Consider the following 25523-nt stretch of genomic DNA (forward strand, 5'->3'; position numbering starts at 1 on the left):
TCGAGCCGCCCACGCCGCGCCAGCAAGCTGTTCCGGGTCCGTTCGGCAGCCTCGGCCAGGATCAGACGGATCTCGTCGTCGATTGTCTGCGCCGCGCACTCGCTGTATTCCCATTCCGGCTGCCGCATGGCGGGGGCGCCCCGCAGTGGGCTGTTGCCCGTGCGTTCGTAGCAGGGCAGGCCGAGCGATTCGCTCATACCGTACTGGGTGATCATCTGCCGGGCCATGTCGGTGGCGCGTTCGAGGTCGTTCTGCACGCCGGTGGAGACATCGCCAAAGACCATGCGAAGAAAGCGCTCGACATTCCTGGTTTTCACGCCGGTTTCCGTGGCCATTGTCGGGATCCTTGCGAGGTCGCTGCTGCGTTTAACATAGTGCCGCGCCCGCGTCCCGGGTTGATCGGCATCAACAGACACCGGAGGAGCTGTCGCGACGCCTTGCGCCCGGGGGCTCCTTGATTTGCCGCAAGCCGCTCGGCCAACCGTCGACCAGAATGGTGCGGAGCGACCCTGCGCAGGAGGAGAACGTGACGGCCCAAGCACGAAATGCCACTGGCACGAAGCGAAGCGACAGCCGGTCGCGAGGCCTCGCCGCGATGGGAGCCGCATCGCCCACGCTAGGCGCCGGAAGTGGCTTGGCCTCTGAGCAGGCCCCCGTCCTCAGCCAGGCCGTGATCGCCACCTTCACCGAAATCGCCGACCTGCTGGATATATCGGGCGCCAACCCGTTCCGGGTTCGCGCCTACCGCAACGCGGCGCGGACCGTGAGCGGGCTGAGGGAGGACCTGCGGGCTTTTCTGGCACATGGCGGCGACCTTACTGATTTGCCAGGCATCGGCGAGGACCTGGCCGGCAAGATTCGCGAGATTGCCGATACCGGCACATGCGCATTGCTGAGTCAAGTGCACGGAGAGGTTCCCGGTCACGCGGCCTCGTTGCTCAAACTGCCCGGACTGGGGCCGCGACGTGTGCAAACATTGCAGCGTGAGCTGCATATCTCGTCGATGGATGATTTGGCTCGCGCCGCGCGCGAGCACCAGATCAGTTCACTTTCCGGATTCGGACCGCGCAGCGAGCAGCGCCTGCTCCAGGCAATCCAGGCGCATCTGGATCGCAACCGGCGCTTCAACCTGGATGTCGCCGGGCATACCGCCGAGCCGCTGTTGCGATACCTGCACGATAACGCGAGGACGACAGCCCTTGCCGTGGCAGGCAGTTTCCGGCGCGGCAGGGATACGGTGGGCGACCTGGATATCGTAGCCGCCTCAACGGCTCCGCGTACCGTCATCCGCGCCTTTGTCAGTTACCCGATGACGCAGACAGTGATCTCGGCGGGCGTGACGCGGGCGAGCCTATTGTTGTCGAACGGTATGCAGGTGGACCTCAGGGTGGTACCGCCTGAGGACTACGGCGCGGCCCTGGTGTACCTAACAGGTTCCAAGGCCCATAACGTGGCCCTGCGCCAGCTTGCGCAGTCGCAGGGATTGAAGATGAACGAGTACGGCGTCTTCCGCGGGCGCAGCAAGCTCGCAGGGCAGGACGAGGCATCGGTCTACGCAGCGGTCGGCCTGCCGTGGATTCCCCCCGAATTGCGCGAAGACACCGGGGAATTGCAGGCCGCGCGCGAAGGCACCTTGCCCCAGCTTGTTACGGCGGAAGACCTGAAGGGCGACCTGCACGTCCATACCCGTGACAGCGACGGACTGGCAAGTCTGGAAGAGATGGTACAGGCCGCAGGGCGACTCGGCTTCCAGTACCTGGCGATCACGGACCATTCGCCGCGCATGGGCATCACCCATGGCCTGGGCGCAGAACGGCTGGCGGCCCAGGCGGATCGCATCGATGCGCTCAATGCGGCGGGTGGCTTGCCGGTGGTATTGAAGGGTGTGGAAGTCGACATCCTGGAAGATGGCTCTCTGGATCTTCCAGACGCGGTGCTGGGCAGGCTCGATCTGGTAGTTGGCGCCATCCATAGCCACTTCGACCTGCCAGCGGCCACGCAGACGGCGCGAATCCTGCGCGCCATTGAACACCCGCATTTCAGCATCCTCGCCCATCCTTCCGGACGCCTGCTCGGCGAGCGCGACGCTTGCAGGTTCGACTTGCCGCGCGTGATGAAGGCGCTGGCCGAGCGCGGCTGCTTTGTCGAAGCCAACAGCCAGCCGAGCCGGCTCGACCTGTGGGACAGCGCCTGCCGGATGGCCGGGAAGGACGGCGTGCTGGTGAGCATCGCCTCGGACGCGCACCGTGTTTCGGATCTGGACAACCTGCCGCTGGGCCTGGCACAGGCCAGAAGGGGCTGGCTGGAAGCCGCCGACGTGCTCAACGCTCGGCCGCTGGCGGAACTGCGCCGCCTGCTCGGGCGGACCATGTAGGAAATGCTGCCAATGTTCAGATCCACGCTGACAGGCTGCTCCTGCAGCCGCGCCTGTGGCAGCGAAGGATAGGGTTGAGCGGCCATGCTCGCCGGCGCATTGGATGCGCAAGCACGGCTTGTTGTTGCTTGCGGCCGGCATGCTGCTTGCCGGCCTGGCGCTGATCGGGCTGGGGCATGCTCGCGCTGCCGCATTGATGTGAACTGTCGGCGCACTGCCCGTTGCTGTCGCGCCGTCGGCCTCCATCGCCAGGGCCCTATCCCGGCTTGCGCGCCTGCTGGGCGGGGACGAGCCGCTCGCGGCCATGAGCGGCATGCATCGCGAGATCTTCCGGCTGGTCCGGATGCTGCAGCGCATGACGCGCGACGCTCCTCCCGACGGTCCGGACGAGGCGGGCGTTTGGGAGTATCCGCGGCTGCACTACGGGCTGGAGGAGGTGCTGCGGATGCATTGTGCGCAGGAAGACGAGTTCTCCCATGCGCTGGGCGACGACGCCCTGGACCGGTAGCCGCCGTGGTAGCTCGTGTGCTGTCGTGCCGGCGGCAAGGACTAAGAGTTCCTTTGATCCAGCCCAAGGCTGCGCGCGCCTGGACGCCTAATTTAAAACTATGCGCCGGCTGTCCACCGCGAATCCGCAGGCAACAGCGCTGGGCATGGCACCGCCATGAGGCGGTGATACCGGTGCCGCACCGCCACATCGGCGCTGATCGGGGTGCGGCACCGTAGCGGTGTACCTTGGTCCAGGCAGAGGAGAAAAGACGGCAATGGGAAACAGTTTCTGGAGCGAGACAGGAAGGCGATATGAACGATATGCGGTCCGAACTTTCAGAGCGTAGCGAGGTACTGGCGCACATGTCTAATAGCACTGCGCAGGTAGTCTGGTTTGAGGAGCTTCGGCGCACGGACATCCCGCGCGTGGGCGGCAAGAACGCATCGCTGGGAGAACTGATGGCCAGCCTGGCTACCGAGGGCGTCCGGGTGCCACCCGGCTTCGCCGTTCCGGTCGAAGCATACTGGCGTTTTCTCGAAGCAAATGGATTGCGGCAAGTACTTTCCTCAACGCTTGCGGAGCTAGCTGACGGAAAGCGCTCCTTAACTGATGCGGGAGAGGCGATTCGCTGCGCGATCCTCGCTGGCGAGTGGCCTCGGGATGCCGTGCAGGCAATTGGGCAGGCTTATGCCGCCCTGAACGAGCGGACCGGCCAGCCCAACGTGGACGTCGCGGTGCGTTCAAGCGCGACAGCAGAGGATTTGCCGGAGGCGAGCTTTGCCGGACAGCTGGAGACCTACCTCAATATCAGGGGAGAGCGTCCATTGCTTGACGCTTGCCGCCGTTGCTACGCGTCCCTTTTTACCGATCGGGCAATCAGCTACCGTCAGGCGAAGGGAATCGATCACCTCCAGTTGGGATTGTCCGTTGGTGTGCAACGCATGGTGCGAGCTGACCTGAGCGGTGCCGGCGTGATGTTCTCCATCGATACGGAAACGGGCTTCGAAAAAGTGGTCCTCATCAACGCAGCATGGGGGCTGGGCGAGAACGTCGTCCAAGGGGCCGTCGATCCTGATGAGTACGAAGTGTTCAAGCCGCTGCTGTCAGATTCGTCTGTCACGCCGATCGTCGGGAAGAAGCTGGGCGAAAAGGCCAGGAAGCTGATCTACACAAGCGATGTCGCCTGCCCGACAAAAAATGTACCCACGACAACGACGGAGCGCGCCACCTTCGTGCTGAGCGACGAGGAAATCCTCACGTTGTCGCGCTGGGCCTGCGCGATTGCTGACCACTACGGCCAGCCTATGGACATCGAATGGGCGAAAGACGGTGAATTAGGAGAAATGTTCGTCGTACAGGCCCGCCCGGAAACGGTCCTGTCTCGACGAGAAGGCAGCGCGGTCAAGACCTATCGCATCAAGAAAGCCGGCCAACAACTCGTTGCGGGCGCAAGCATTGGCGACGCCATCGCAAGCGGCCCCGTCTGTATCATCGCGAATCCGCAGGAGATGACGCGCTTTGTCGATGGTGCCATTCTCGTGACCCGAACAACGGACCCCGACTGGGTGCCGGTAATGCGGCGTGCGGCCGCGATTATCACTGACCAGGGCGGAAGAACTTCGCACGCGGCGATAGTCAGCCGGGAACTTGGGCTTCCCGCCATCGTCGGGACCGGCAATGCGACCGGCCTGCTGCATGAGAAACAGGAAGTGACGGTATCCTGCGCGGAAGGTCGGGAGGGTTTCGTCTACGAGGGGATCGCTGACTACGAGGTGGAGGAGATCGATTTTGGCGGTATCCCGGCGACCCGGACCAAGGTCATGCTAAATCTGGCGAATCCGGCGGCGGCATTTCGCTGGTGGCGAATGCCCGCCGATGGTATCGGGCTGGCACGGATGGAGTTTGTCGTCAGTAACCATATCAGAATCCACCCGATGGCGCTGGTCCGCTATGACACACTCAAGGACGAAGCTGCGAAGCGAACCATAGCCGAGTTGACGGCCGCCTACGAAAGCAAGACAGAGTATTTCGTGGACCGGCTCGCGCGTGGACTGGGGAGAATTGCCGCGGTTCAGTATCCGCGCCCTGTGATCGTCCGCATGAGCGACTTCAAAACCAACGAATATGCCCGTCTCATTGGTGGAGCGGAGTTCGAACCGAAGGAGGAGAATCCCATGCTTGGATTCCGCGGCGCGTCACGCTACTACTCACCGGGCTATCGGGATGGCTTTGCCTTGGAATGTCAGGCGATCGCCCGCCTGCGCAAGCAAATGGGCTTCAGCAATGTTATTGTCATGATTCCTTTCTGCCGATCTGCGAAAGAAGCCGATCTGGTGCTCGGAGTCATGGCGGAAAACGGCGTCGTACGTCACAAGGAGGGTCTTCAGGTCTACGTGATGTGCGAGATTCCATCCAACGTCATCCTGGCGAAAGCCTTTGCCAAACGCTTCGACGGCTTCTCCATTGGCAGCAACGACCTGACGCAGCTGACGCTCGGCGTGGACCGCGACTCGGCCGAGCTTGCCGGACTGTTTGACGAACAGGACGAGGCAGTCAAATGGATGATTCAGACCGTCATTGCAGAGGCGCATGTGGCTGGCGCCCACGTGGGCTTGTGCGGACAAGCTCCGAGCGACCACCCCGGGTTCGCGGGGTTCCTGGTGGAATGCGGAATCGATTCCATTTCCGTGACCCCCGACAGCTTCATAGCGGTCAAGCGCGCAGTTGCTGCCGCCGAATCTGCCACGAGGGTGGCTTGAGAAGGAGCCATCCCATACGGCAGGGCCATTCCAAGCCCGATGGATGATGACAGACATCGTGACAATTACGCCGAATCCTGCCGTGGATGTGGCGACTTCAGTTGACTGCGTGGCCGATACACGCAAGCTGAGATGCAGCGAGGCACGGCGGGACCCCGGGGGTGGGGGAATCAATGTCGCGCGCGTCATACAGCGCCTTGGGGGAGACTGTCTTGCCGTCTATCTTGCCGGAGGCACGACCGGACTGCTGTTGCGGCAATTGCTCGATGCTGAGCACGTGACAGGCGTGTGCCTGGCGATTGCCGGAGAGACACGCCAGAATTTTTCCGTAAGCGAAACCTCGACGGGACGCCAGTTCCGCTTTGTGCTCCCAGGGCCAAGCGTCGCGCAACACGAATGGCTGCGCTGCATCGAGCATCTCGAAATGCTTGCCGTGCCGCCGCGATACATGGTGATGAGCGGGAGTCTGCCGCCCGGTATCCCAGTCGATTTCTATGCGCGGCTCGCGCGGCTGGCGCGCCAGCGCGGCATGCGGATTGCCGTGGACACCTCGGGGCCCGCGCTCGTTTCAGTGCTCAACGAGGGCGTCAGCCTGGTCAAACCGAGCCTGCGCGAGCTACGGGAGCTGACGGGACTGCCGTTGCACGACGAGGAGGAATGGCGCAGCGCGGCGTTGGAGATTGTCAAAGGTGGGCGCGCGCAGATGGTGGCACTTACGCTCGGCGAGCGCGGTGCATTGCTGGTGACTGCTGACCGGACCTTACGGTTGCCGGGTCTGAATATGCAGGTGGCAAGCTCGATCGGCGCGGGTGACAGCTTCCTGGCGGCGATGGTCTGGGCGCTGAACCGTGAAGCTGGAACGGAGGAGGCTTTTCATTATGGGCTGGCTGCCGCTTCCGCGACGTTGCTGAGTACCGGAACAGGACTTTGTGAGCGCGCCGACGTCGAACGGAAGTACCGGGAAATCCAGCGGATCAGAACCTGTGCAGCAGACCAAGGCGGATAAGGGGCGGAATCCCCTAGTTGCACGGGCAGGCCAGCTTCGCCACGGCTTCTTCCATCGACCCGAAGCACGTCAGCTTTACCCGGCAGCCGCATTCCGATTCGAAGCGTGCAATCGTTGCCGGAGACAGCGAGTTGTTCCAGATGAAGACATTTAGTTCCGGCGCGCCGACAGCCGGCCGCCCAGGCAGCAGGCGGAGCCATTGGCCGGCAGCCTGACGGCACTTCTGCAACCAGATTTTCCAACTCATAGCTGGGCCTTCCACGCGTGCGCGCGAAGGGATTGAATCCCCAAGGTGCGGCGTGGTTGCCGGTGCTTCATCTGAGCCGGGACGGCTGGCACTTTACCGCGCCGTTCTCCAATACCTCGCGTGCCCACGACCTCGGGCGTACCGAGGACTGGGTGGTGCTCTATTTCTACGACGACGACCGTGGAGAGAATCAGCGGACGGTCGTCACCGAAACCAGCGGATCATTGATCGGCAAGCGCGTGGTGCGAGGCCGGGAGTTGGAGTGCAGGGTGCAGTACCTGAAGCAGGCCATGCAGCCGACCCGGCGGTGGGTATGGCTTCAGCAAGCCCGGCGCGATCATCCTCGTGAGCGGCAGGCGCCGATCATTCCGTTGCGTCTGGCTCCTGGAGCCTGGCGCGGATTTCGTCGCGAGTGGCATCTCTTAGCCGCAGCAAGGTGTGCCAGTCATCGCCGGACGCGTAGACAGCCTCTCCGGCAACGACTGCCAGAGGCGTCCGGCTCGGCCACCAGCGTTCGTCCCGTAGCAGGGACCGGGTGCCGATCACGGTGACGGGAACCACCGGGGCCCGGGCGCGCGCGGCACACAGGAACGCGCCCAGGCGGAAAGGCAGCAGTCCGGGTTCTCGCCGAAATGTGCCCTCTGGGAAAAAGACAAGGGATTCGCCCGCCGCGACCCGCTTTTCCAGCGCGCTGGTGTCTTCCACGCCGCGCGCCGGGTCGAATCGCTCGACAAAGGCGCAGCCGAGCCGGCCCAGGAGGAACGCGAGCGGCGGGTTCCGCAGCAGTTCCTGCTTGGCTACGAAAGTGAAGGTGGGGGGCAGCACCGCTGTCAGCAGGATTACGTCAGAGTAGCTGGCGTGGTTGGCCACGATGATTGCCGGGGCCAGTTGGCCGAAATCGGGCATGCCTTCGACCTTCGGGGAGAGGCCGGTCAGTGCAAAGCCGAGCCGGGCGCAGGCCCGGGCGACCTGCCGTCGCGGGGCCAGCCCGGGAAGAAGCACGATCAGGACGCAGGCGGGCATGGCAAGCAGCGCAAATACCGCCCATGCCCACGCCCCCCAGATCCGGGACAACGCCAAGTGCAGAAGGCGCGAGGCGCGGACGCTCGCGCCGGACACCGCGAACCTCAACAACTGTTGCCATGGCGCGCGTGGAGGGCCCTGGATCTCGCCTCGTTCGTACAGTTCGCGGCACGCGGCGCGGCGCAGCTTGCCGCTGGACGTCTTGAGCACCGTACGTGGTGGCACTAGCAGGATTTCGTCGACTGGCATGCCCATCAGGTCGACCGCCAGGTGGCTGATTTCAGCGCGTATCCGCCCGCGCGCCTCGTCGTTCTCTTCGCGCGTCTCGGCCAGCACGACCAGGCGCTCGGTGCCGGAGCGGGCGTCACTGGCCGGAAATACCGCGACGCTGCCCTTGCGCACCCCGTCGACCTGGCTGATTGCCTCTTCGAGTTCCTGCGGGAACCAATGCTGACCCGCACGAATGATGATGTCCTTGAGGCGCCCCGTCAGATAGAGTTCGCCCGCCGCGATGTAGCCCATGTCACCGGTCTTTAGCCACGGTCCGTCGAAAAGGCCGGCCGTGGCATCGGAGTTGTGGAAATAGCCTGTCGTCGCCGATGGCCCCAGGAACTCGACGTGTCCAAGCGCGCGTTCGGGTAACTCCCGTCCGGCCGGATCGGCGATGCGGATCTGGTGGCCCGGCAGCGGCAGGCCGCTGGAAACCAGCTTGAGTGCCTTGCGGGCAGGGTCGGCTAGTGGGCGGGCGACGCCTTGGCGCGAAAGTGAATCCCGGTCGATCTCGTCGATATGTGGGCCGCGTCCCGGTGGGGGAAACGCGAGCCCGACCGAGCACTCGGCGAGGCCATACACGGGAGTCATGGCGATCGGATCAAAGCCATACCGAGCAAAGCGTGAGGCAAATCTCTCGATGGTTTCGGCGCTGACCGGTTCGGCGCCGTTGTAGGCCAGGCGCCATGCACTCAGGTCCAGGCCGGCCAGATCCCGTTCATCGATTTTCCCCGCGCACAGCTCATAGGCAAAGTTCGGCGCCGCGGACACCGTGCCGCGATGCCGGTAGATTGCCCACAGCCATGAGGCGGGGCGTGTCAGGAAGTCGATCGGCGACAGCAGTACGAGCCGGAATCCGACCAGGAGGCTTCCCATGCAAGCGCCGATCAGGCCCATGTCGTGGTACAGCGGCAGCCAGGACACGAATACGTCTGCCGCGGTGACGCGCGCGGCGCGTTCCATCGCCCGCAGATTGGCAAGCAGATTGGCGTGTGTCAACACCACCCCCTTGGGGTTGCCCGTGCTGCCAGACGTGTACTGCAGGAAGGCGATGTCCTCCCGCCCGGCCCTGATGGGGGCTGGCGGCGCGCCCGTTCCGCCGAGGTCCGCCGGCGATAGGATCTGGCGCAGCGACGCGCACTGCGCGCGCAGCAGGCGAAGCAAGGGCTTGGCCTGCTGCGCGGTAACCATGATGGCGGCCTCGGCGTTGGCCAGGATGCCGGCGCTGCGCCGCATGTGGTCCCCGATCTGCGACAAGCGCGCGGGCGGATAGAGCGGCACGGGGACGCAGCCCGCATAAAGCGCACCGAAGAAGACGTAAAAGAAGTCTCGCCCGGTCGGCAACATCAACGCCACCCGGTCGCCCGCGCGCAGGCCTTGCTCGGCCAACCCGGCTGCCACTGCGAGGGCGCCCGCCCGCATCGACGCGTAGTCGAGGTCGCCGCTGTCTGGGAGGGTCGCATACACTTGGTCGCCATGGGATGTGGCGTGCCAGTCAATAAGATCCATCAGCGTGGCAGCATTGTCAGGCGGGCGGTAAGACGCGGCCGTACGTTCCGTGCCATGCAAGACGGCCGATGGTTGCGCGGGCTTGGTGGGCGCGAACGGTACGCCACACTTTGCCAGCCTGAGCAGGTCGCGCGGCGTTTCAGCGGCCATGAGCGCCTTCTCATCGAGCCGGCCGGCATATTCGCGCTCGATGCGCGTCAGCAACTCCGCGCGCGCCAGGCTGTCCAGGCCAAAGTCACGTTCGAGCGAGTGGTCGATCCCCAGTGAGCTGACTTCGCGCGCGTTGGGGCGCAGTTCTGCCGCCAATCCGCGCACTATGCCCAGCAGCCGTTGCGCGTTAGCTGGCCCGGCCTCTGGCGGTCGGGGAATGGTCGATTCGCGGATTTCATTCATTTTGTCTCTGTCTGCTGTCGCGGCAGCAGGGCAATGTCCTCCGGTGCAACGGTGGGTTCGTGCGGGAGCTGGCGACTGCCACCATGCGAGCACGCAGGATGTCGAAAAGGACTATGGGGTATTGCAACAGGTTCGGCAACATGATGGCGATCGGTTCACCTCGGCGCAGGCCGAGCTGCTGCAAATACGACGCGAAATGGCGCGACAGGTGGTCGAGCTCCGCAAAGGTGAGGACGGTGTTGGCGATAGTGAAGGCAGGCCCTGCGGCGTACAACGAGCAACTGCGCGCGAGCATGTCGCCCAGCGAAGCAAACGGGCGGGTGTCGACTTCCGTCGGCACTCCTGCGGGATAGTGTTCCAGCCACTGCTGTTCGGGGCGGCCGGACTTCACATAATCTGCCATGTTGCGCGCGACGCTGGCCTGTGGGAAGAGGGATGTGCGGGAGCCGAGGAGGTCACGGGGCGACCGGCGACCAAATGGCTGCGCGCTCTTTCTTTATCGTCGTCAGCAACGCGCCAGGCTCATTGATTCATATCAAGCGCCCTCACAGTATTGCTCGGCCAGACCATGCTGGCAAAGTCGGGGGGGCGGCGTGGCACGAGGTTCAGCGTGTCGCGGCCGCTTCCAGGTAGGACACGACATCGTCCAGGGTGACGAGCCGGGCGTAATCGGACTCCGGGATCTCCACCTTGAGCTTCTCATGCAGGGCGATCAGGAAATTGAGCCAATCCATGGAGTCAAGGTCGACCTGCCTGCGCAAAGGACGATCCGCGCACAGGGCTTGCGGATCGACCTCGGGCGCGATCTCACCTAGCGTAGACAGAACCACGGCACGGATAGCAGCGTTGCTCATCGGTCAAGCTCCTCGGGATGTTGCAATGCTTCCCGCAGCGCGGCCAGGAACAGTGCGCCGCGATGTCCGTCGGAAACTCGGTGGTCGGCTGAGAGGCTGGCCGTCACGGCAGGCATCACCACCAGCGTGCCGCTATCCGCCCAGGGCCGTTGGCTGATCCGGCCAAAACCCACCAGAGCTACTTGCGGAGGGTAGATGACGCCGAACACTTGTTCTGCGCCCTGATCGCCGAGGTTGGTCACAGTGATGGTCGGTTCGGACAGCTCCGTGCGCTTCAGGGAACCGGCCCGGCAGCGTTTGACCAGGTCGGCAAGCTCCCCCATCAGTTGCGTGAGCGGCTTGCTGTCGGCGTGCAACAGCGCTGGTGCGACCAGGCCGCCCTGGCGCAAGGAAATTGCGACGCCGACGTGCACGGCCGTCGCGGCGTCGAACGTGCCATTACGGAAGAAGCCGTTCAGTTCAGGAAAGCCCTTGAGGATCGTCGCAACCGCCTTGATCAGCAGGACCGCTGGCAGCATGCGCTCGGTCATGGAGCGGCAGGCATTTGCCAGGGCGAGCCAGTCCAGCGCGGCTCGCAAGGGGATTGTCTCGGCGACGTAGTAGTGAGGGATTTCGCGCTTAGCCCGCGCCATGGCTGCGCCGATGGTCTTGCGGATATCTGCGGTGCGGTCGCCCGCCACAGCCTCGGGCTTGTGCGCGGCCCGTTCGACGTCTGCGAGCGTCACCACGCCCCCAGGTCCGGTGCCGGCCAGGGCCTCGACATCGATTCCCTGGTCCCGCCCAAACCTGCGCGCTGCCGGGGAGACCATCTGGCGCCCACGCGGCCCGCTCGCTGCAACCACCGTCCCCGGCGTGCGCCGTACGGCCACCGCGCTCTCGCCAGGTTCAAGGAGGGTCGCCATCAGGGTTCCGACAGGGATCTTGTCTCCTGGCGAAACGAGCAGCTCTCCGATGATGCCGTCGTGCCACGTCTCCACATCGACCGCGGCCTTGCTGGTGTCCACTACGGCGATGATCTGCCCCTTGTTCACGGCGTCGCCGGGTTTCACGGCCCATTCGAGCAGCGTACCCTCATCCATGTCTGCGCCCAGGGAGGGCAGGCGGAACTCGATCACCGGGTCCTCCCCCGCTGGGTGTGCGAAGCGGGGCACATCGCGATAAAGGTCCCTGGCCGGCTCATGAGATCAGCTGGCTTACCGCTGCCACGATCTTATCGGCCTGTGGCAGGGCGGCCTCCTCCATGTGACGCGCATAGGGAATCGGCACCTCTGCCGAGCAGACGCGGGCAACTGGCGCGTCAAGTTCGTAGAAGACCTGCTCGACGATGCGGGCCATCAGTTCAGCGGCCAGGCTGGCGCTGCGCCAGCCTTCATCGACGATGACCGCGCGACGGCATTTCGCGACCGAGGCCATTATGGTCGAGTCGTCCAGCGGTCGCAGGACGCGCAGATCGACCACTTCGGCATCGACGCCCTGGGCTGAAAGCAGGTCGGCAGCCTGCACGGCCTTGGGCAGGCTGCCGCCATAGGCAATCAGGGTCACGTCCATGCCGGGCCGCCTCACCTGTGCCGAGCGGATATCCACAACCGACTCTTCCGGAATATCGCCCTCGACGTTGTACAGGCCAGCGTGCTCGAAGATCAATACCGGATCGGGATCGGCCAACGCGGGGGCCAGCATGCGGCGCGCATCCTCGACCGTGGCGGGGGCGAGCACTTTGAGTCCGGGAATGCTGGCAAACCACCCCTCGAAGCTGTGCGAATGCTGGGCGGCGACCTGGCGCCCGGCCCCCGTCGCCATCCTGATTACCAACGGCACGGAAAACTGTCCCCCCGACATGTGGTGGTAAAGGGCCGCCGTATTGACGATCTGGTCGAGGGCAAGCAGGCTGAAGTTGACGGTCATCACCTCGACGATGGGGCGCAAGCCCCCCAGCGCCGCACCAATGCCTGCGCCAGTGAAGCCGAGTTCCGAAAGCGGTGTATCGCGGATGCGTTCGGGGCCGAATTCCGCGAGCAGTCCCTTGGAAACCGCGTAGCTGCCCCCGTAGCGGCCGACGTCCTCGCCCATCAGGAAGACACGTGGATCTGCGGCAAGGGCCTCGCGCAGAGCTTCACGCATGGCCTCCCGGTAGCTGAGGTGCACGGTCATGGGGTGGCTCCCTCGCTGGAGTAAACATCCTTCAGCAAATCCCCGACAGGCTCCCACGTGCCCGCCTCGGCAAAGGCGTCGGCTCGCTCAACTTCGGCGCAGGCCGCGGCATCCAGCGCAAGGAATTCGTCCTCTGCCAGCTTGCCTTCTGCCTTCAAGCGCGCACTGAATGTGTGAATGGGGCCACGGGTCTTCCACGCCTCGACTTCGGCCGCCTGGCGATACAGGTCAGGATCGTACATGGAGTGCGCGCGAAAACGATAGGTGCGCAGCTCAAGAAACACCGGACCGGTGCCGCTTCGAACACGGGTTACGGCATCCTTGGCAGCCTCGTGAACTGCCACGACGTCCATGCCGTCGACCGGGGTGGCGGGCATATTGTATGACATGGCCTTGGCACAGAGATCTGTTTGCGATTCATGGCGCTCCAGAGCCGTACCCATCGCATAGAGGTTGTTCTCGCAGCAGAACACCAGCGGCAGTTTCCATAGCGCGGCCAGGTTCATCGATTCATGGAATGCGCCTTCGGCGACCGCGCCGTCTCCAAAGAAGCAGGCGGTAACACGCCGGCTTTTCCGCATTTGTCCGGCCAGCGCCAGGCCTACCGCCAGCGGAAGGCCGCCGCCAACGATGGCGTTGCCCCCGAAAAGCCGGGTTGCGCGATCGAACAGGTGCATGGATCCGCCACGGCCGCGGGCACATCCCTCCCGCTTGCCATACATTTCCGCCATTAGGATCCCTATGTCCATGCCGCGAACCAGTGCGTGCCCATGCTCGCGATAGGTGGCTACCACATTGTCTTCGGGTGTCAGCGCGTGGAGCGCTCCGACGCACACGGCCTCCTCGCCGATGTAAAGGTGGAGGAAGCCCCGGATCTTGCCTTCACCATAGCGTTCCGCGCACTTCTCTTCGAGACGGCGAATGCGCAGCATGTCCCGAAGCAGCGTCAGCGCGAACGCCTTCTCATAGGGAACCGGCCCGGTGGGAGGCGGGGGGGCAGGATGTTCGATGGCCGTCATGATCGGGTCTCAAGCGTGGAGATGTCCCCCTCTGGCAGGCCCAGTTCCCGGGCCTTTAACAGCCGGCGCATGATCTTGCCGCTGCGCGTTCGCGGCAGATCTGCCAGGAAAGCGATGTCTTTCGGCGCGACGGCTGCGCCAAGGCGGCCCCTGCCGTGCCCGAGCAGTTCCAGCCGCAAGGCTTCGCTCGGCTCGAAGCCGGTGTTGAGTGAGACAAACGCCTTTACGACTTCCCCCACCAGCGGATCTGGCTTGCCGATGACACCCGCTTCGGCGACAGCGGGGTGCTCCATCAGCACGCTCTCGACTTCGAAGGGTCCGATCAGGTGCCCCGCCGATTTGATGACGTCGTCGCTGCGGCCGACGAACCAGTAGTACCCGTCGGCATCGCGGCGCGCCAGGTCGCCCGTCAGGTACCAGTCGCCGGCGAAGCACTTGCGATAGCGCTGCTCGTCATTGAGGTAGGCGCAGAACATGGATGGCCAGCCACGTCTGAGCGCTAGCTCGCCCTCGGTTCCAGATGTTTCGACCAGTTCCGCTGCGCCGTTCTCCAGGCGCCGGACGATCGCCGCCTCCACGCCCGGCAGAGCTCGTCCCATCGAACCGGGCTTGATATCGAAGGCCGGCGTATTGGCGATCATGATGCCGCCCGTTTCGGTCTGCCACCAATTGTCGTGGATCGGCAGTCCAAGCACATCCTTGCCCCACCACACCGCCTCGGGGTTCAGCGGCTCACCGACGCTGGCGATGAACCGCAAGTGGGGGAACGTGTGCGCCCTGGCCACATCGGCACCTGCCTTCATCAGCATGCGGACGGCTGTTGGCGCGGTGTACCAGACGGAGACCGCTTCGTCGTGCAGGATCCGGTACCAGCGTTCCGCGTCGAATTCCTCAGGGTCAACGATCGACGTGACGCCGTGAAGCAGCGGGGCGATGGCGCCGTAGGATGTGCCCGTTACCCAACCGGGATCGGCCGTGCACCAGTAAATGTCATCGGGGTGAAGATCCAGTGCATAGCTGCCAGTTGCCCAGTGGGTGGCTGCTGCGCCGTGGACATGTACTGCACCCTTGGGTGTACCGGTCGTTCCGCTGGTGAAATGCAGCAGCGCCATGTCCTCGGGTGTCGTAGGTGTGATCTCGCAACTGGCGGGAACACCGCTCATGAGCGTCTCCAGGTCCAGCGTGCCCGGGATGGTTGTCTGGCCGCCATCCGCAGCGACCAGCAGGACGTGTTTAAGGTTGGGGATGCGGTCGTGCCACTTGGCTATCTTGCGGGTGAACAGCTCGTCCGTGGTGACCAGTACGCTACCGTTACCGAGATTCAACCGCGTGGCGATCGGTTCGGGCCCGAATGCCGAGAACAAGGGCGAGACCACCGTGCCATTTTTCAGAGCGCCGAAAAGTGCCGCGTACAGTTCCGGTATGCGTCCGGTCAGAATGAAAAGCCTGTCTCCCTTGCCCACCCCAAGCTTGCGCAGTACGTTGCAGAACCGGCTGGTGAGGCCAGACAGCTCTGCGTAGCTGATGGGAAGCGCTGTCCCGCCTCCAGGGGACAGGAACCTGAATGCAACCTTGTTGCCCGCTCCCTCCGCAACATGGCGATCCACGGCCTGCCACGCGATGTTCAAGCCACGGTCCGGCTGCCTGCCCAGCTTGCTGAAGACGGCGTCCCAGGAAAAGCGGCTGCGCTCGGCCTCGTAGTCGGCGAAATTTGGCGCAACGCGCAAGTCCGCTGCCGTCTTATGGATGATTTGTGACGGATCCATTCTTGCGCTCATCCTCCTTGGGATCACTATAGGAGGCAGACAGGGCAGCGAGAAGCCCATGTGCCCGGCGGATACGCCGAGGGTTTCCCGTGCGCATCACGCCACCTTCGGCGCTTACCGAGCAAAGGGCAGAGGCGCGCGACGGTCGCCGGGTGAAAAAGCGATCACGCTCCAGTTGATCAAGCTCAACGATCGGCCACTCTCGCCGAACTCGTGCCGTTTCGGTTCGTATAGTTGCCCAGCAGGTGCCGGTTATCAGCAGGTCGTCGCAAGAAGCTTGCGGTGCAGGCATGAGAATCACCCTCTGCCGGAGACAGAGATGCTAAGTCCCCATGAGATTGCAGCGCTGATGGTCCTGTGCGAATCGGAAGCGCACCGCGAACTGGACCCGGCCGATATCGGCGCACTCATCGAGCGCCAGTTGGTCCGCCTCGAAGCTGCGACACAGGAGTACAGGCACATACGCGTGACCAACGAGGGCAGGCGCCTTCTGACGGCGATCGGGAAGTGCCACTGAACGATTGCTCAGTGTGTGCCGCCCGCAGGCAGGTGACCGCCCTTCGTCAGTGCATGCTCTTCCAGGAACGAGCGGCCGGTCTGCGCCTGGGCTGACGTGCGCAGCAGCTCTAATGCAGTCTTTTCGAGGCGCCTGACCTTCTCGCGCGAGAGGCCCGTCTGCCAGGCGATTTTCTCGTAGCTTGCCGGGGCGCTGCCGCCAATGCCGAATCGCAGTGCGCCACGCATCCGCACCAGGGACTGGCGGAGCGCTTTCATCCGCTTAGGCTCATCGGTGCCGGTCTGGTTGCCGGCGCCGGCGATCCACGCCACGATGGCGCGCGGGCAACCGGCGAAGGCCCAGAGTAGGGTATGGCGGCCGGTCTCGATCTCCTTCGCGAGCGCCATCTCCTGCTCCTTGGTGAGCAATGCTACGGCGTGCATGCGCCGGGTATAAACGGCAAGGGGATCCGTCGACGCACCCACGCCACTGGCCGCTTCCTCGAGGAGCTTTATGGCGTCCTCTGCGGTAGCCTGGTCGACGCCATTGCCGGCGACCGCGGGGAACGGCACGGAGACTTGCCAAGGTCCCGGCAGACTCCTTCGAGCGGTCTGGTCGGGTCACTTTTCCGTCTCGCTACGGATCAGCAGGACGGGCAAACTGGTCTTGCGAATCACGCCCTCGGACACGCTTCCCATGACTAGGCGGCGGATTCCGCGCCGCCCGTGCGTGCCGAGGACAATCAGGTCGGCATTCCAGTGGCGCGCCTCGTTCACGATGGTGTTCGCGATCTGGCCTGGCGAGTTGGTACGCTCGAGCAAACGGGTCACGCAAGGTACACCGGCAGCGTTGAATCGGTTGACCGTGGCGGCCAGTACCTTTTGCCCAAAGTTCATGACTTCCTTCATGAGATCGGCCGGGTCCCTGTAGCTGACCTCGAAGAACAGGTCACTGTCGTCTGCCACGAACAGCACTTTGACTTCCGCGCCGCTGGCCTTGGCGACGACAATGGCTTGCTCGACTGCGAGGACCGACGATTGGCTGCCGTCAACAGCGACAAGGATGCGTTCATACATGGTGGAATTCCCGACAGGAAAGGGCGACTGCCGCGATGACAGCCAGACAGTTTCAAGCCTAGGTGCCGGTGGCGCGTAGGAGTTGACTTGCGTCAAACGTGCAGTCCCGCCCTTCCCGATTCCGCCGGCTGGTCAGGGGAGGGCGGCGGCATGCTGCCATTTCCCAAGCCCTCTTTGATGTGCGACAAATGACCGAGGTTGCTCACGACACCCGGCGACAAATCAGGAGTCGACCGCTGTCAGGCTGTACTGACAGGCCCGCCGTAGTTACCTACGCAAGCAGGGGCACGGCCGACAAACGGCGCGCCACGGCGCTGACATGACAATCAGCGTCTCCTGATGGCGGTAGCGGGGTGTCCCTTCGATACTGGAGTTAACAACCTCTGCTATCGACGAAGGAATTGCCATGGACCACTATTGCACGCTGTGCGGACGCCTCGGGCATTCTGCATCGGGCTGCCCGTGGGGTCCGTACATTCATCATGCGAGAATTTCTCCTTCCGTGCCAGACGTGTGCCGGGCGCAAAGGGGAGAGCCTGCAATTGCCAGGCAGTGGCCGGCTGCGACGGCATGCCGATCACCGACGGCGTGATCGTGCCATGGGTGCGGCAGCCGCAATCAGGTGTCTACCCGTTCTTTTCGGTGCGTCGGTGTGCGGCCCGCCGGAACGAAGAAATGCCGCCCGGGACTCGCCAGATCGGCGGCGCCCCTTTGGTGACGCCGCCACAATCTCGACACTCTAGTGCTTGGCAGCACGGCCCGCCTTATCAGAGGCCTGCTGCGATGCCTTCGAAGCGGCCGCGGAAACCAGGTTCAAATTATTCTCAGCAGCTGTCCTGGGTGTCCACCAAAGTCGATTTGAGGGTCCGAAAATTCAAGTCGACCAGCTTCTGCAAGCTGTCAAGGCCCTTATTGGCCAGGCCGCAAAAGACATCGAAGCTAGCGCTCCAGAGCGGAGGTTGTTCAGCGCGCTGCATCGAGGCATGGTGCGCCGTGTACGCCCTGGTTGGCATGCTTTGCGAAATGCTCGGAAAGCGGGTTCGCGAAAGGACAGCCCACTTCACTACGGGCGGTGAAGCGGATTTTTCCCTTGCGGTCGGGAGCTGAACGTCGACCGTCCGTCAGGGAAGCCTGACAGTGCCGCATCCGAATCTGACGCGACTCTCAGCCTTGCCTCATTTCGGTACACCGGGACATCCACAATACTGCGTATATGAGTGATCGCACCCAACAAGATTGCCTCACCGTCTATCTGCTCGAACATGTCATCCCGATCCGGCGCAGACAGTTGCGAATGCTGAAGACGCTGGCTGGCATTCAGGTGATAGGAATGGGGGCAGACGCGGCGACCGAGCTGCAGATGCTGATCGCTGTAAGGCCGGACATCATTCTGATCGGACTGCGCACCTCGCAGCCGGGCTGGTTGGCGCAGATCCAGACAGTGGCGAAAGCACTCCCAGATAGCATCTTGATTGTGCTTGCCGAAAGCGGCGCTTCGTTGTTACGTAAGGCTTGCCTGAAGGCAGGCGGGCGCTATTGCTTTGACAGGACGCTCGAAATCAATGAACTGCGGGCGGCTCTGATAGAAGCAATTGCGGTAAAGAACGCCAAGAAGCCATAGGGAGGTTGCAATCGGTGACAAATGCGCACTGTCAAGAATGCGCAGGATCGCCGTTCGGCCAGTCGACGACTGGCATCGGGATGGAGACAACGATGTTCGAAACAAGCATTGCGAGGACGACAGCCCTGACGGCATTCGATGCCGTCACTTCGGAAGCCGAGGACTTTGGTCACATCGTGTCGAAGTCGCCAAAGTCAAAGGTTCAATGTTCCTCCTGTGCGCTGCGGCACATCTGCATGGCGTCCGCACTGGATGAGAAGGAGGTCGCTCGCCTGAGTGGCGTTGTCCTCAACTGGCGAGCGGTCAGGCAGGGACAGGCGCTGTACCGGACCGGCGATCCGTTCCACAGTGTGTACGCGTTGCGCTCAGGTTCGTTTAAGACCGTTCTCTCGCACCAGAGTGGCCGGGAATATGTATCCGGTTTCTTCCTGCCTGGCGAAACTCTCGGCGTAGACGGCATTGCGACTGAGCAGCACATTTGCGATGCCGTTGCCCTCGAGGACAGCGCCGTCTGTGTGATCCCGTTCCATCTCCTGGAAGCGCTGTGCCGCGAGGTCAAGCCATTGCAGCTACACGTTCATAAGATGTTGAGCGCGGAAATCGTACGCGAAACCGGTCAGAGGATGCTGCTCGGGAACCTCACCGCCGAGCAGCGCGTGGCCGCGTACCTGCTCGACATCTCGGCTCGGTTCGAGCGCCGGGGCTATTCGGCGACCGACTTCACGTTGCGCATGACACGGGAGGAGATTGGGAGTTACCTGGGCCTGACACTGGAAACTGTCAGCCGTACTTTGTCCCGCTTCCAGCAGGAAGGCATGATCCGGGTCCATGGCAAGCAAATCACGCTATGCGACCTTGAGGCGCTTGACGCGCGCTGGGGGCAGGCAAAGGCAACAGTGTCCGCACGCCTCGCCTGCGCCCAAACGCATGCGGCCACCAGCACTCGCTTCGACTGGGGTACAGCCTCGAATGAGGCCCCATGCTAAGTCTTAGAAGTCCTCGTCCTCGCCAAACAAATGATGGTGCAGGGCATACCGTACCAGCGCGGCTTCGCTCGACATATCCATTTTCTCCATCAGGCGCATCTTGTAGGTACTGACGGTCTTGGCGCTCACACACAGCGCCGCCGCGATGGCCGTCAGCGACTCGCCCAGGACCAGACGGCGATAGACCTCCAGTTCGCGGTCGGACAAGTGCAGGTGAGGCGCCTCGCCATGTTGATCCCGCAAACTCGTCGCGAGTTTTCCTGCGATGGCCGGGCTGACATAGGTGCTGCCATTGGCTACCTGACTAATGGCGGCGACCACTTCATTTGCGGCGCTTTCCTTGGTCAGGTAGCCGGCAGCCCCCGCCTGGAAAGCGCGAACAATGTATTGTGCCTCCGCATGCATGGTAAGCACGAGAATGCGCAACGCCGGCTGCTCGTCCCGCAACAGACGAATCAGTTCCAACCCGCTGCGTCCCGGCATGGAGAGGTCGAGTAACATCACCTGCGGGCTGCAATCGCGCACCAGAGAAAGGACCTGCGCCCCGTCCGCAGCTTCGGCGACGACCTCGAACTTGCCGGCTCGCTCCAGGATCTGCCTGAGCCCGTCGCGGACCAATGCGTGATCGTCGGCAATCATGACACGTACCACGTTAAGTCTCCTTGACCTGGGGGACTTGTACCATCAGGCAAAATCCCTTTCCAGGGGTGCTATCGATCGAGACGGCACCACCCAGGAGGCGCGCCCGCTCCCGGATGCGAGCAGGCCCAGCGACTTGCGCGGCCCGGCCCCGGAAGGTTGCTTGTCCCAACCCACGCCATCGTCTTGTATCTGCAGTTCTATCTGGCTCTCTTTCTGGGTAAGGCGGATCTGTACGGCCGTTGCATCGGCATGACGGATGACATTGCTCAAAGCCTCCTGGGCAATACGGAACATGGCGATTGCCGTTTGCTCCGGAACTTCCTCGTCGACGCCGTCGACGCTTACCGCCAATCCATACCGGTTGGCAAAATCGTTGGCCAGCCATTCAATGGCGGGCAGCATGCCCAGTTCGTCGAGCAGGGCCGGTCGCAGGTCACTGGCAATGCGGCGAACCGAGGCTACGGCGTCGTCGATGACTTCGTCCATGGCATCCATCTCCTGAAGGAGGTCTGCAGCTTCACGGCCGTCCTTCATGTCGGCGCGAAGCATGGATGTGTCCATCTTCAGCGCGCTGAGCCGTTGGCCCAGGTCATCATGGAGTTCTCGCGCAACGCGCCGCTTTTCCTCCTCACGTATGGCAAGAATGCTGCCGGAGAGCTGCTGCAATTCCTCGCGCGAGCGGCGCAGGGCCTCGTCAGCACGTACGCGTTCGGTGATGTCGCGTAGCATCACGGTGTATAGCTTGCTGCCACCGTCAATGGTTTGCGAAATGGACGCCTCGATCGGAAATTCGCTGCCATCGCGACGCAACGCGTAGAGGGCTCGTTGACGTCCCATCTGGCGCTCGGACACCCCGGTGATGCCGAACCGGCGCACATGTTCGTCGTGGACCGCGCGGAAGCGTTCGGGAATGAAATCGCCGAGCGGGCGACCGATCGCGAGTTCGGCAGGCCAGCCAAACAAGCTCTCGGGCATTGGGTTGAACAGGACGACGCGCTGGTCGCTGTCCACGGTGATGATCGCCTCCATGGCCGAGCGTATGATGCCCCCCAAGCGCGCCTCGCTTTCTTTCACGCTCTGAAGACCGCCTCCCGAGGCGAGCCCAAGCCTTCTCAGCCGGATCCAATAGAGACCAACCACGAGCCCGATGCCTGCCCCCAGTAGGGGGATTAACGGCGCCAGAATCTGGGGGTACCGTTCGGCCGCGACCCGAAAGAGGTAGGCCAGCGCAATGCAGAGTACAACCGCACCACTGCCAATCGCGAAATCGATAGCAAGCGGGGGCGCTTTTCTGGACGATGGCGGCCGGGCCTTGCCTTTGGGGGCGAAAGGGTTGGTCATGCAACGCGCACTGTCTGGCCGGTGTTGTGCTTTTTCTGCACTTATTAACACTATAGGGGGACAGCAGTTAACGGCAATCCCTCTCGCCAGAAACGTGCTTTATGCGACACCTGTAGCAACGCGGACCGCTGCCGCCATGGGCGCGATTGCTCGCGGGGTTCATTTCCGGAGGCAGTAGACTTGCCCGACCTCGCTCCGATGCCCCCACGGACCACGAGCGCATCGTACAGGCGCTCTGCAAGATCGAACCCGTGGTGGGCGAGGTCCGCTGCCTCGCGCGTGAGTTTCTTGGCCTCATGCACCGGCGAGGTCCGCGGTAGTTCGATCGATGGTTGAAGCCTGCTGGTCGAACCGCCGCATCTTCACGGCATACTCCAGCGGCGTGCCCACGCCTTCCACCTGCACTGCGCCGGGGATCGTGCCGCGGGTGATGGGCACCACACTGAGATAGAGATCCGGCGCAAGCCGGCGGTTGAGCCGGACTTCGGTTTCGCAGTCGGTGCGGCGCGCCTGCGGGCTGGAAAAATCGACAAAATCGAACCGCACGGGCTTTGCGTGCCTTGTGCGCAAAGCCGCCTGCCAGGAAGACGCGCGAGATATGGGTCTCTGTGACGCTGATCTCGGTGACCGGGTATGGGTGGGCGTCGGGTTGCCGCAAGGCGGCCGTCAATGCCGTGTCTGCAATGTCGGGACTCCCGCAGGGCCGCAGTTCCGGCCTCATTGTCGAATGCGAAGACTATGCCATACGCACGCCGCGCAAGCCGAGAATAGCCGGAAGGCGGCTTGCGAATGAACCCCGGCCCCCGCGCATGTCAAACAGGATGCCGGCAATGGCAGGCAGTGCGCGCCAGGGATGGCTCAGCAGCGCTTCCACTTGCTGGCTGCGGCCCTCGCCGAACAGGCACCACGTACAGAAGTGCTCACAGTTGTTGGTAAGAAGCCGGTAATCGTCCTCACCGAGGCGCGATGCCGCGCGCCGGACGGCCTCCGCGCCGACGTACCGGGCCCGCGCGACCGCCCGGGTTTCGATGCCATGACCGTTGGCAAAGCCTGCAAGGGAGGTTTTCTCGACCGGCCCACAGCGTAGAAAGCCCTTGAATCCGACATAGTGCATCACCTCTCCGTTGCCGGCATAGATGCCGTGATGAACATAACCGCGACGCCGTGTCACCAGATGCGCGCCCAGGGGAAGCTCGCCGCCCCGGCTGGCTATCTGCTGTAAGGACTCGAGGTCTTGATCATCGTTGCTCATCGCTTGCCTCTTCTTGCTGATTCCCGGTACCGCTGTTGCCTGCGTGGGTCCGGAGGTCTGGAGTACCCGGTTCAGTGCTGGCAGGACGCTGCCTTGGATGCCTGAAGTATCGGCGCGGCAAGGCGCCACCGAAATCATCCTGGGCTGAGAGTGCTGTCCGGTCTTGCCATGGTTGATGTACGGGGAAAGCGAGCCGCGCTGTCCGACAGGGAGCCATCGCTGTCAGCGAAACCTGACAGCGCGAGACCGTCAGGATGACATGGACGAACCGCGCACGATGCCGCAAGGCGATTGCAGGCATCGTTGGTAAGCGTCTACGAGGAAGCCATCTGACGATGGGGACGGCGCGCCGGCGGACAAGGCTTTGTTCACGATTGCACCAATGGTCCAATAGGTACAGCCTGTTGCACGAAACAATTCCTAGCGCCCGTTCGGTGCGACCAATAGTCGACCAATAGCGCAGCCGTGCCGACACGCATTGGAGCATGCTCAGCAACGCCCCCACCCAACAAGCACTGGACGAATCCGCAAAAGCAGATCTTCGCGTCGCCGTTGAATCTTTGCCTGCGCCACCTTGCGCTGAAACAAAGAGCGCGTTCAAACGGCGGCTACTTTTTAAGCAGGCGCCCATCTATATATGGGCCGACTGGAGGAGCGGAACATGCCGATATTTATCATGGAAACACGGGTGTCCGTGGAGTCGCTGCATCAGCCGAGATCATTCGAGGCGCTCGAACGCGGCGTGGCAGGCTACCTGGGAAAAGCCTGCCCGGAGGTCAAATGGCTCGGCAGTTATGCCACGTTTGGGCCTTACGACTACCTCGATATCTTCGAGGCCAGCGACATTGAAGCCGCGATGCGCGTTTCAGTGCTGGTGCGGGCATACGGCCACGGTGAGGCCACGATCCACCCGGCGGTGGACTGGGGCCGGTTCAAGCACCTGCTCCGGAACCTGCCAGAACTGCCGCCTGTGTGAGCAAGCACCATGCGTATCGGCGTTCCCAAAGAGATCAAGGACCAGGAGTACCGGGTCGGCCTCACGCCGGCCAGCGTGCGCGAGCTGGTCAGCCGTGGCCATGTGGTCATGGTCCAGGCCGGCGCAGGCGCCGCGCTAGGCCTCTCCGATCATTCCTATACGGTTGCCGGCGCGAAGCTGGTGCCCGACGCGCAGGCGGTATATGGCGATGCCGAGATGATCGTGAAGGTGAAGGAGCCGCAGCTGTCGGAGCGCGCCTTGCTCAAGCCCGGCCAGATCCTGTATGCCTACCTGCACTTGGCGGCAGACCGCGAGCAGACTGCCGATCTGGTGAAGTCCGGTTCAGTATGCATTGCGTATGAGACCGTGACCGGCCCGGATGGGCGGCTGCCACTGCTGTCCCCGATGAGCGAGGTAGCCGGTCGCATGTCAGTCCAGGTGGCCGCTGCCTACCTCGAAAAGCCGCGTGGCAGCATGGGACTACTGTTGGGCGGCGTGCCCGGTGTCGCCCCGGCCCATGTGGTGGTGATCGGCGCAGGCGTGGTCGGCACCAGCGCGGTACAGATCGCCGTTGGCATGGGCGCGCGCGTGACCGTGCTGGACAGGAATGTCGACCGCCTGCGGCATCTCGGACTGGTTTTTGGCAATCGGGTGGTGACCGTCTATTCCAGTGTGGACAGCCTCGAACGCGCCGTGCTCAGCGCCGATGCCGTCATTGGGGCGGTGCTGGTGCCGGGCGCGGAGGCGCCCAGGCTGGTCACCCGCGCCATGGTTGCACGCATGAAGGGCGGATCGGTGGTAGTGGACGTGGCGATCGACCAGGGCGGCTGCTTCGAGACATCCCGGCCGACCAGTCATACCCACCCCACCTATGTCGTGGACGGCGTGCTCCATTACTGCGTGACCAATATGCCCGCAGCCGTGTCCAGGACTTCGACCTTCGCCCTGAACAACGCCACCCTCGCCTATGCGATGGCTATTGCCGACAAAGGCTGGTCCCGCGCGTTGGCAGAAGACAGGGGCCTGCGGGCAGGCCTGAACATCTGTCGCGGCAACGTGACGTATGCAGCCGTCGCAAGTGCTCACGGCTACGCGCACGTGCCAGTGGAGCAGGTACTGGCATGATTGGGTCGTGCTCCACATCTACAACGACGCCCGCGAGGAGAGCCCACGCGCCGTCGTCACTGAGGCGCGTGGGCCCCCGGCCGGAAAGCGGTGGTGAGAGGGCGGGAAATGGTTTGCCGGACCCTATACTTGACCTGACGCAGGGAA

19 protein-coding genes and 5 pseudogenes are annotated in these 25523 nt (G+C 63.4%); 9 read left to right on the forward strand and 15 right to left on the reverse strand.

All coding sequences use genetic code 11. From position 1 onward, the window contains the following. Positions 1 to 5: 5 nt before the first annotated feature. Positions 6 to 608 (reverse strand): annotated as a pseudogene (locus CupriaWKF_RS34440) (hypothetical protein); the annotation flags it as partial. A 26-nt stretch (positions 609 to 634) separates the two neighbouring features. On the opposite strand from CupriaWKF_RS34440, the gene polX reads away from it, so the two are divergent. The 4 genes from polX to CupriaWKF_RS31870 all read left to right on the forward strand — a co-directional run bounded on the left by polX (position 635) and on the right by CupriaWKF_RS31870 (position 6629). After that, positions 635 to 2374 carry a DNA polymerase/3'-5' exonuclease PolX gene (polX, locus tag CupriaWKF_RS31855; RefSeq protein ID WP_276104051.1) on the forward strand — a complete coding sequence of 580 codons (1740 nt, stop codon included), beginning with the start codon at positions 635 to 637 and terminating at the stop codon, positions 2372 to 2374. A 277-nt stretch (positions 2375 to 2651) separates the two neighbouring features. Beyond that, positions 2652 to 2882 (forward strand): hemerythrin domain-containing protein, encoded by a 231-nt coding sequence (locus CupriaWKF_RS31860; protein WP_276104140.1) that lies wholly within the window; start codon positions 2652 to 2654, stop codon positions 2880 to 2882. A gap of 344 nt (positions 2883 to 3226) precedes the next feature. Then, positions 3227 to 5623 carry a phosphoenolpyruvate synthase gene (gene ppsA, locus CupriaWKF_RS31865; protein ID WP_276104142.1) on the forward strand — a complete coding sequence of 799 codons (2397 nt, stop codon included), beginning with the start codon at positions 3227 to 3229 and terminating at the stop codon, positions 5621 to 5623. A gap of 46 nt (positions 5624 to 5669) precedes the next feature. Beyond that, positions 5670 to 6629 (forward strand): 1-phosphofructokinase family hexose kinase, encoded by a 960-nt coding sequence (locus tag CupriaWKF_RS31870; protein WP_276104143.1) that lies wholly within the window; start codon positions 5670 to 5672, stop codon positions 6627 to 6629. A gap of 610 nt (positions 6630 to 7239) precedes the next feature. On the opposite strand, the gene CupriaWKF_RS31875 is transcribed toward CupriaWKF_RS31870, so the two are convergent. The 7 genes from CupriaWKF_RS31875 to acsA form a co-directional block, all read right to left on the reverse strand. After that, positions 7240 to 10071, reverse strand: coding sequence for an AMP-binding protein (locus CupriaWKF_RS31875; RefSeq protein ID WP_276104052.1), 2832 nt, complete (start codon positions 10069 to 10071; stop codon positions 7240 to 7242). Next, positions 10064 to 10474: an AMP-binding protein gene (locus CupriaWKF_RS31880; protein ID WP_276104053.1), complete on the reverse strand. Its 411-nt coding sequence runs from the start codon at positions 10472 to 10474 to the stop codon at positions 10064 to 10066. The genes CupriaWKF_RS31875 and CupriaWKF_RS31880 overlap by 8 nt, the downstream gene beginning before the upstream one ends. Positions 10475 to 10676: 202 nt before the next feature. Continuing rightward, the gene (locus tag CupriaWKF_RS31885; RefSeq protein WP_276104054.1) at positions 10677 to 10925 is read right to left on the reverse strand and encodes an acyl carrier protein; all 249 of its coding nucleotides are present in this window, start codon (positions 10923 to 10925) and stop codon (positions 10677 to 10679) included. Then, positions 10922 to 12040, reverse strand: coding sequence for a dihydrolipoamide acetyltransferase family protein (locus tag CupriaWKF_RS31890; protein ID WP_276104056.1), 1119 nt, complete (start codon positions 12038 to 12040; stop codon positions 10922 to 10924). Before CupriaWKF_RS31890 ends, CupriaWKF_RS31885 begins: the two co-directional genes overlap by 4 nt. A gap of 61 nt (positions 12041 to 12101) precedes the next feature. Continuing rightward, positions 12102 to 13076, reverse strand: a complete 975-nt coding sequence (locus tag CupriaWKF_RS31895) for an alpha-ketoacid dehydrogenase subunit beta (RefSeq protein WP_276104057.1) — start codon at positions 13074 to 13076, stop codon at positions 12102 to 12104. Continuing rightward, positions 13073 to 14095: a pyruvate dehydrogenase (acetyl-transferring) E1 component subunit alpha gene (gene pdhA, locus CupriaWKF_RS31900; RefSeq protein WP_276104059.1), complete on the reverse strand. Its 1023-nt coding sequence runs from the start codon at positions 14093 to 14095 to the stop codon at positions 13073 to 13075. The genes CupriaWKF_RS31895 and pdhA overlap by 4 nt, the downstream gene beginning before the upstream one ends. Next, complete coding sequence (gene acsA / locus CupriaWKF_RS31905; RefSeq protein WP_276104060.1) at positions 14092 to 15861, reverse strand: acetate--CoA ligase; 1770 nt, start codon at positions 15859 to 15861, stop codon at positions 14092 to 14094. Before acsA ends, pdhA begins: the two co-directional genes overlap by 4 nt. A 319-nt stretch (positions 15862 to 16180) precedes the next feature. On the opposite strand from acsA, the gene CupriaWKF_RS31910 reads away from it, so the two are divergent. Continuing rightward, positions 16181 to 16378 (forward strand): hypothetical protein, encoded by a 198-nt coding sequence (locus tag CupriaWKF_RS31910; RefSeq protein WP_276104061.1) that lies wholly within the window; start codon positions 16181 to 16183, stop codon positions 16376 to 16378. A gap of 8 nt (positions 16379 to 16386) precedes the next feature. Here CupriaWKF_RS31910 and CupriaWKF_RS31915 read toward each other — a convergent pair. From CupriaWKF_RS31915 to CupriaWKF_RS31925, 3 genes and pseudogenes are all read right to left on the reverse strand, one after another. Then, positions 16387 to 16590: pseudogene (locus CupriaWKF_RS31915) on the reverse strand (sigma factor-like helix-turn-helix DNA-binding protein); the annotation flags it as partial. 117 nt (positions 16591 to 16707) lie between these two features. Next, a pseudogene (locus tag CupriaWKF_RS31920) lies at positions 16708 to 16836 on the reverse strand (sigma-70 factor domain-containing protein); the annotation flags it as partial. A 141-nt stretch (positions 16837 to 16977) separates the two neighbouring features. Further along, the gene (locus CupriaWKF_RS31925) at positions 16978 to 17433 is read right to left on the reverse strand and encodes a universal stress protein (RefSeq protein WP_276104062.1); all 456 of its coding nucleotides are present in this window, start codon (positions 17431 to 17433) and stop codon (positions 16978 to 16980) included. Positions 17434 to 18646: 1213 nt separating this feature from the next. Here CupriaWKF_RS31925 and CupriaWKF_RS31930 point away from each other — a divergent pair. Beyond that, positions 18647 to 19054: a DNA-binding response regulator gene (locus tag CupriaWKF_RS31930; protein ID WP_276104063.1), complete on the forward strand. Its 408-nt coding sequence runs from the start codon at positions 18647 to 18649 to the stop codon at positions 19052 to 19054. 92 nt (positions 19055 to 19146) lie between these two features. Beyond that, positions 19147 to 20040 (forward strand): helix-turn-helix domain-containing protein, encoded by an 894-nt coding sequence (locus CupriaWKF_RS31935; RefSeq protein ID WP_276104064.1) that lies wholly within the window; start codon positions 19147 to 19149, stop codon positions 20038 to 20040. Positions 20041 to 20043: 3 nt separating this feature from the next. On the opposite strand, the gene CupriaWKF_RS31940 is transcribed toward CupriaWKF_RS31935, so the two are convergent. The 4 genes and pseudogenes from CupriaWKF_RS31940 to CupriaWKF_RS31955 all read right to left on the reverse strand — a co-directional run bounded on the left by CupriaWKF_RS31940 (position 20044) and on the right by CupriaWKF_RS31955 (position 23275). After that, positions 20044 to 20691, reverse strand: coding sequence for a response regulator transcription factor (locus tag CupriaWKF_RS31940; protein ID WP_276104065.1), 648 nt, complete (start codon positions 20689 to 20691; stop codon positions 20044 to 20046). A 1-nt stretch (position 20692) separates the two neighbouring features. Next, positions 20693 to 22023 (reverse strand): annotated as a pseudogene (locus tag CupriaWKF_RS31945) (PAS domain-containing sensor histidine kinase). A gap of 339 nt (positions 22024 to 22362) precedes the next feature. Next, a pseudogene (locus tag CupriaWKF_RS31950) lies at positions 22363 to 22744 on the reverse strand (hypothetical protein); the annotation flags it as partial. A 15-nt stretch (positions 22745 to 22759) separates the two neighbouring features. Continuing rightward, a complete protein-coding gene (locus CupriaWKF_RS31955) occupies positions 22760 to 23275 on the reverse strand; it encodes a lecithin retinol acyltransferase family protein (RefSeq protein ID WP_276104066.1) in 516 nt (171 codons plus the stop codon). 661 nt (positions 23276 to 23936) lie between these two features. Here CupriaWKF_RS31955 and CupriaWKF_RS31960 point away from each other — a divergent pair. Then, positions 23937 to 24251, forward strand: coding sequence for a GYD domain-containing protein (locus CupriaWKF_RS31960; protein ID WP_276104067.1), 315 nt, complete (start codon positions 23937 to 23939; stop codon positions 24249 to 24251). 9 nt (positions 24252 to 24260) lie between these two features. Beyond that, positions 24261 to 25376 carry an alanine dehydrogenase gene (ald, locus tag CupriaWKF_RS31965; RefSeq protein ID WP_276104068.1) on the forward strand — a complete coding sequence of 372 codons (1116 nt, stop codon included), beginning with the start codon at positions 24261 to 24263 and terminating at the stop codon, positions 25374 to 25376. Positions 25377 to 25523: the final 147 nt, after the last annotated feature.

The organism is Cupriavidus sp. WKF15 (genome assembly GCF_029278605.1).
GTDB lineage: Bacteria > Pseudomonadota > Gammaproteobacteria > Burkholderiales > Burkholderiaceae > Cupriavidus.

Excerpts from the sequence above, each read along its gene's own strand:
- CupriaWKF_RS31930 (WP_276104063.1), top strand. The coding sequence starts at position 18,647 with ATGAGTGATCGCACCCAACAAGATTGCCTCACCGTCTATCTGCTCGAA.
- CupriaWKF_RS31870 (WP_276104143.1), top strand. The coding sequence starts at position 5,670 with ATGACAGACATCGTGACAATTACGCCGAATCCTGCCGTGGATGTGGCG.
- CupriaWKF_RS31955 (WP_276104066.1), bottom strand. The coding sequence starts at position 23,275 with ATGAGCAACGATGATCAAGACCTCGAGTCCTTACAGCAGATAGCCAGC.
- CupriaWKF_RS31875 (WP_276104052.1), bottom strand. The coding sequence starts at position 10,071 with ATGAATGAAATCCGCGAATCGACCATTCCCCGACCGCCAGAGGCCGGG.
- CupriaWKF_RS31935 (WP_276104064.1), top strand. The coding sequence starts at position 19,147 with ATGTTCGAAACAAGCATTGCGAGGACGACAGCCCTGACGGCATTCGAT.
- CupriaWKF_RS31925 (WP_276104062.1), bottom strand. The coding sequence starts at position 17,433 with ATGTATGAACGCATCCTTGTCGCTGTTGACGGCAGCCAATCGTCGGTC.
- ald (WP_276104068.1), top strand. The coding sequence starts at position 24,261 with ATGCGTATCGGCGTTCCCAAAGAGATCAAGGACCAGGAGTACCGGGTC.
- CupriaWKF_RS31960 (WP_276104067.1), top strand. The coding sequence starts at position 23,937 with ATGCCGATATTTATCATGGAAACACGGGTGTCCGTGGAGTCGCTGCAT.
- ppsA (WP_276104142.1), top strand. The coding sequence starts at position 3,227 with ATGTCTAATAGCACTGCGCAGGTAGTCTGGTTTGAGGAGCTTCGGCGC.
- CupriaWKF_RS31885 (WP_276104054.1), bottom strand. The coding sequence starts at position 10,925 with ATGAGCAACGCTGCTATCCGTGCCGTGGTTCTGTCTACGCTAGGTGAG.
- CupriaWKF_RS31880 (WP_276104053.1), bottom strand. The coding sequence starts at position 10,474 with ATGGCAGATTATGTGAAGTCCGGCCGCCCCGAACAGCAGTGGCTGGAA.
- pdhA (WP_276104059.1), bottom strand. The coding sequence starts at position 14,095 with ATGACGGCCATCGAACATCCTGCCCCCCCGCCTCCCACCGGGCCGGTT.
- CupriaWKF_RS31910 (WP_276104061.1), top strand. The coding sequence starts at position 16,181 with ATGCTAAGTCCCCATGAGATTGCAGCGCTGATGGTCCTGTGCGAATCG.
- acsA (WP_276104060.1), bottom strand. The coding sequence starts at position 15,861 with ATGGATCCGTCACAAATCATCCATAAGACGGCAGCGGACTTGCGCGTT.
- CupriaWKF_RS31895 (WP_276104057.1), bottom strand. The coding sequence starts at position 13,076 with ATGACCGTGCACCTCAGCTACCGGGAGGCCATGCGTGAAGCTCTGCGC.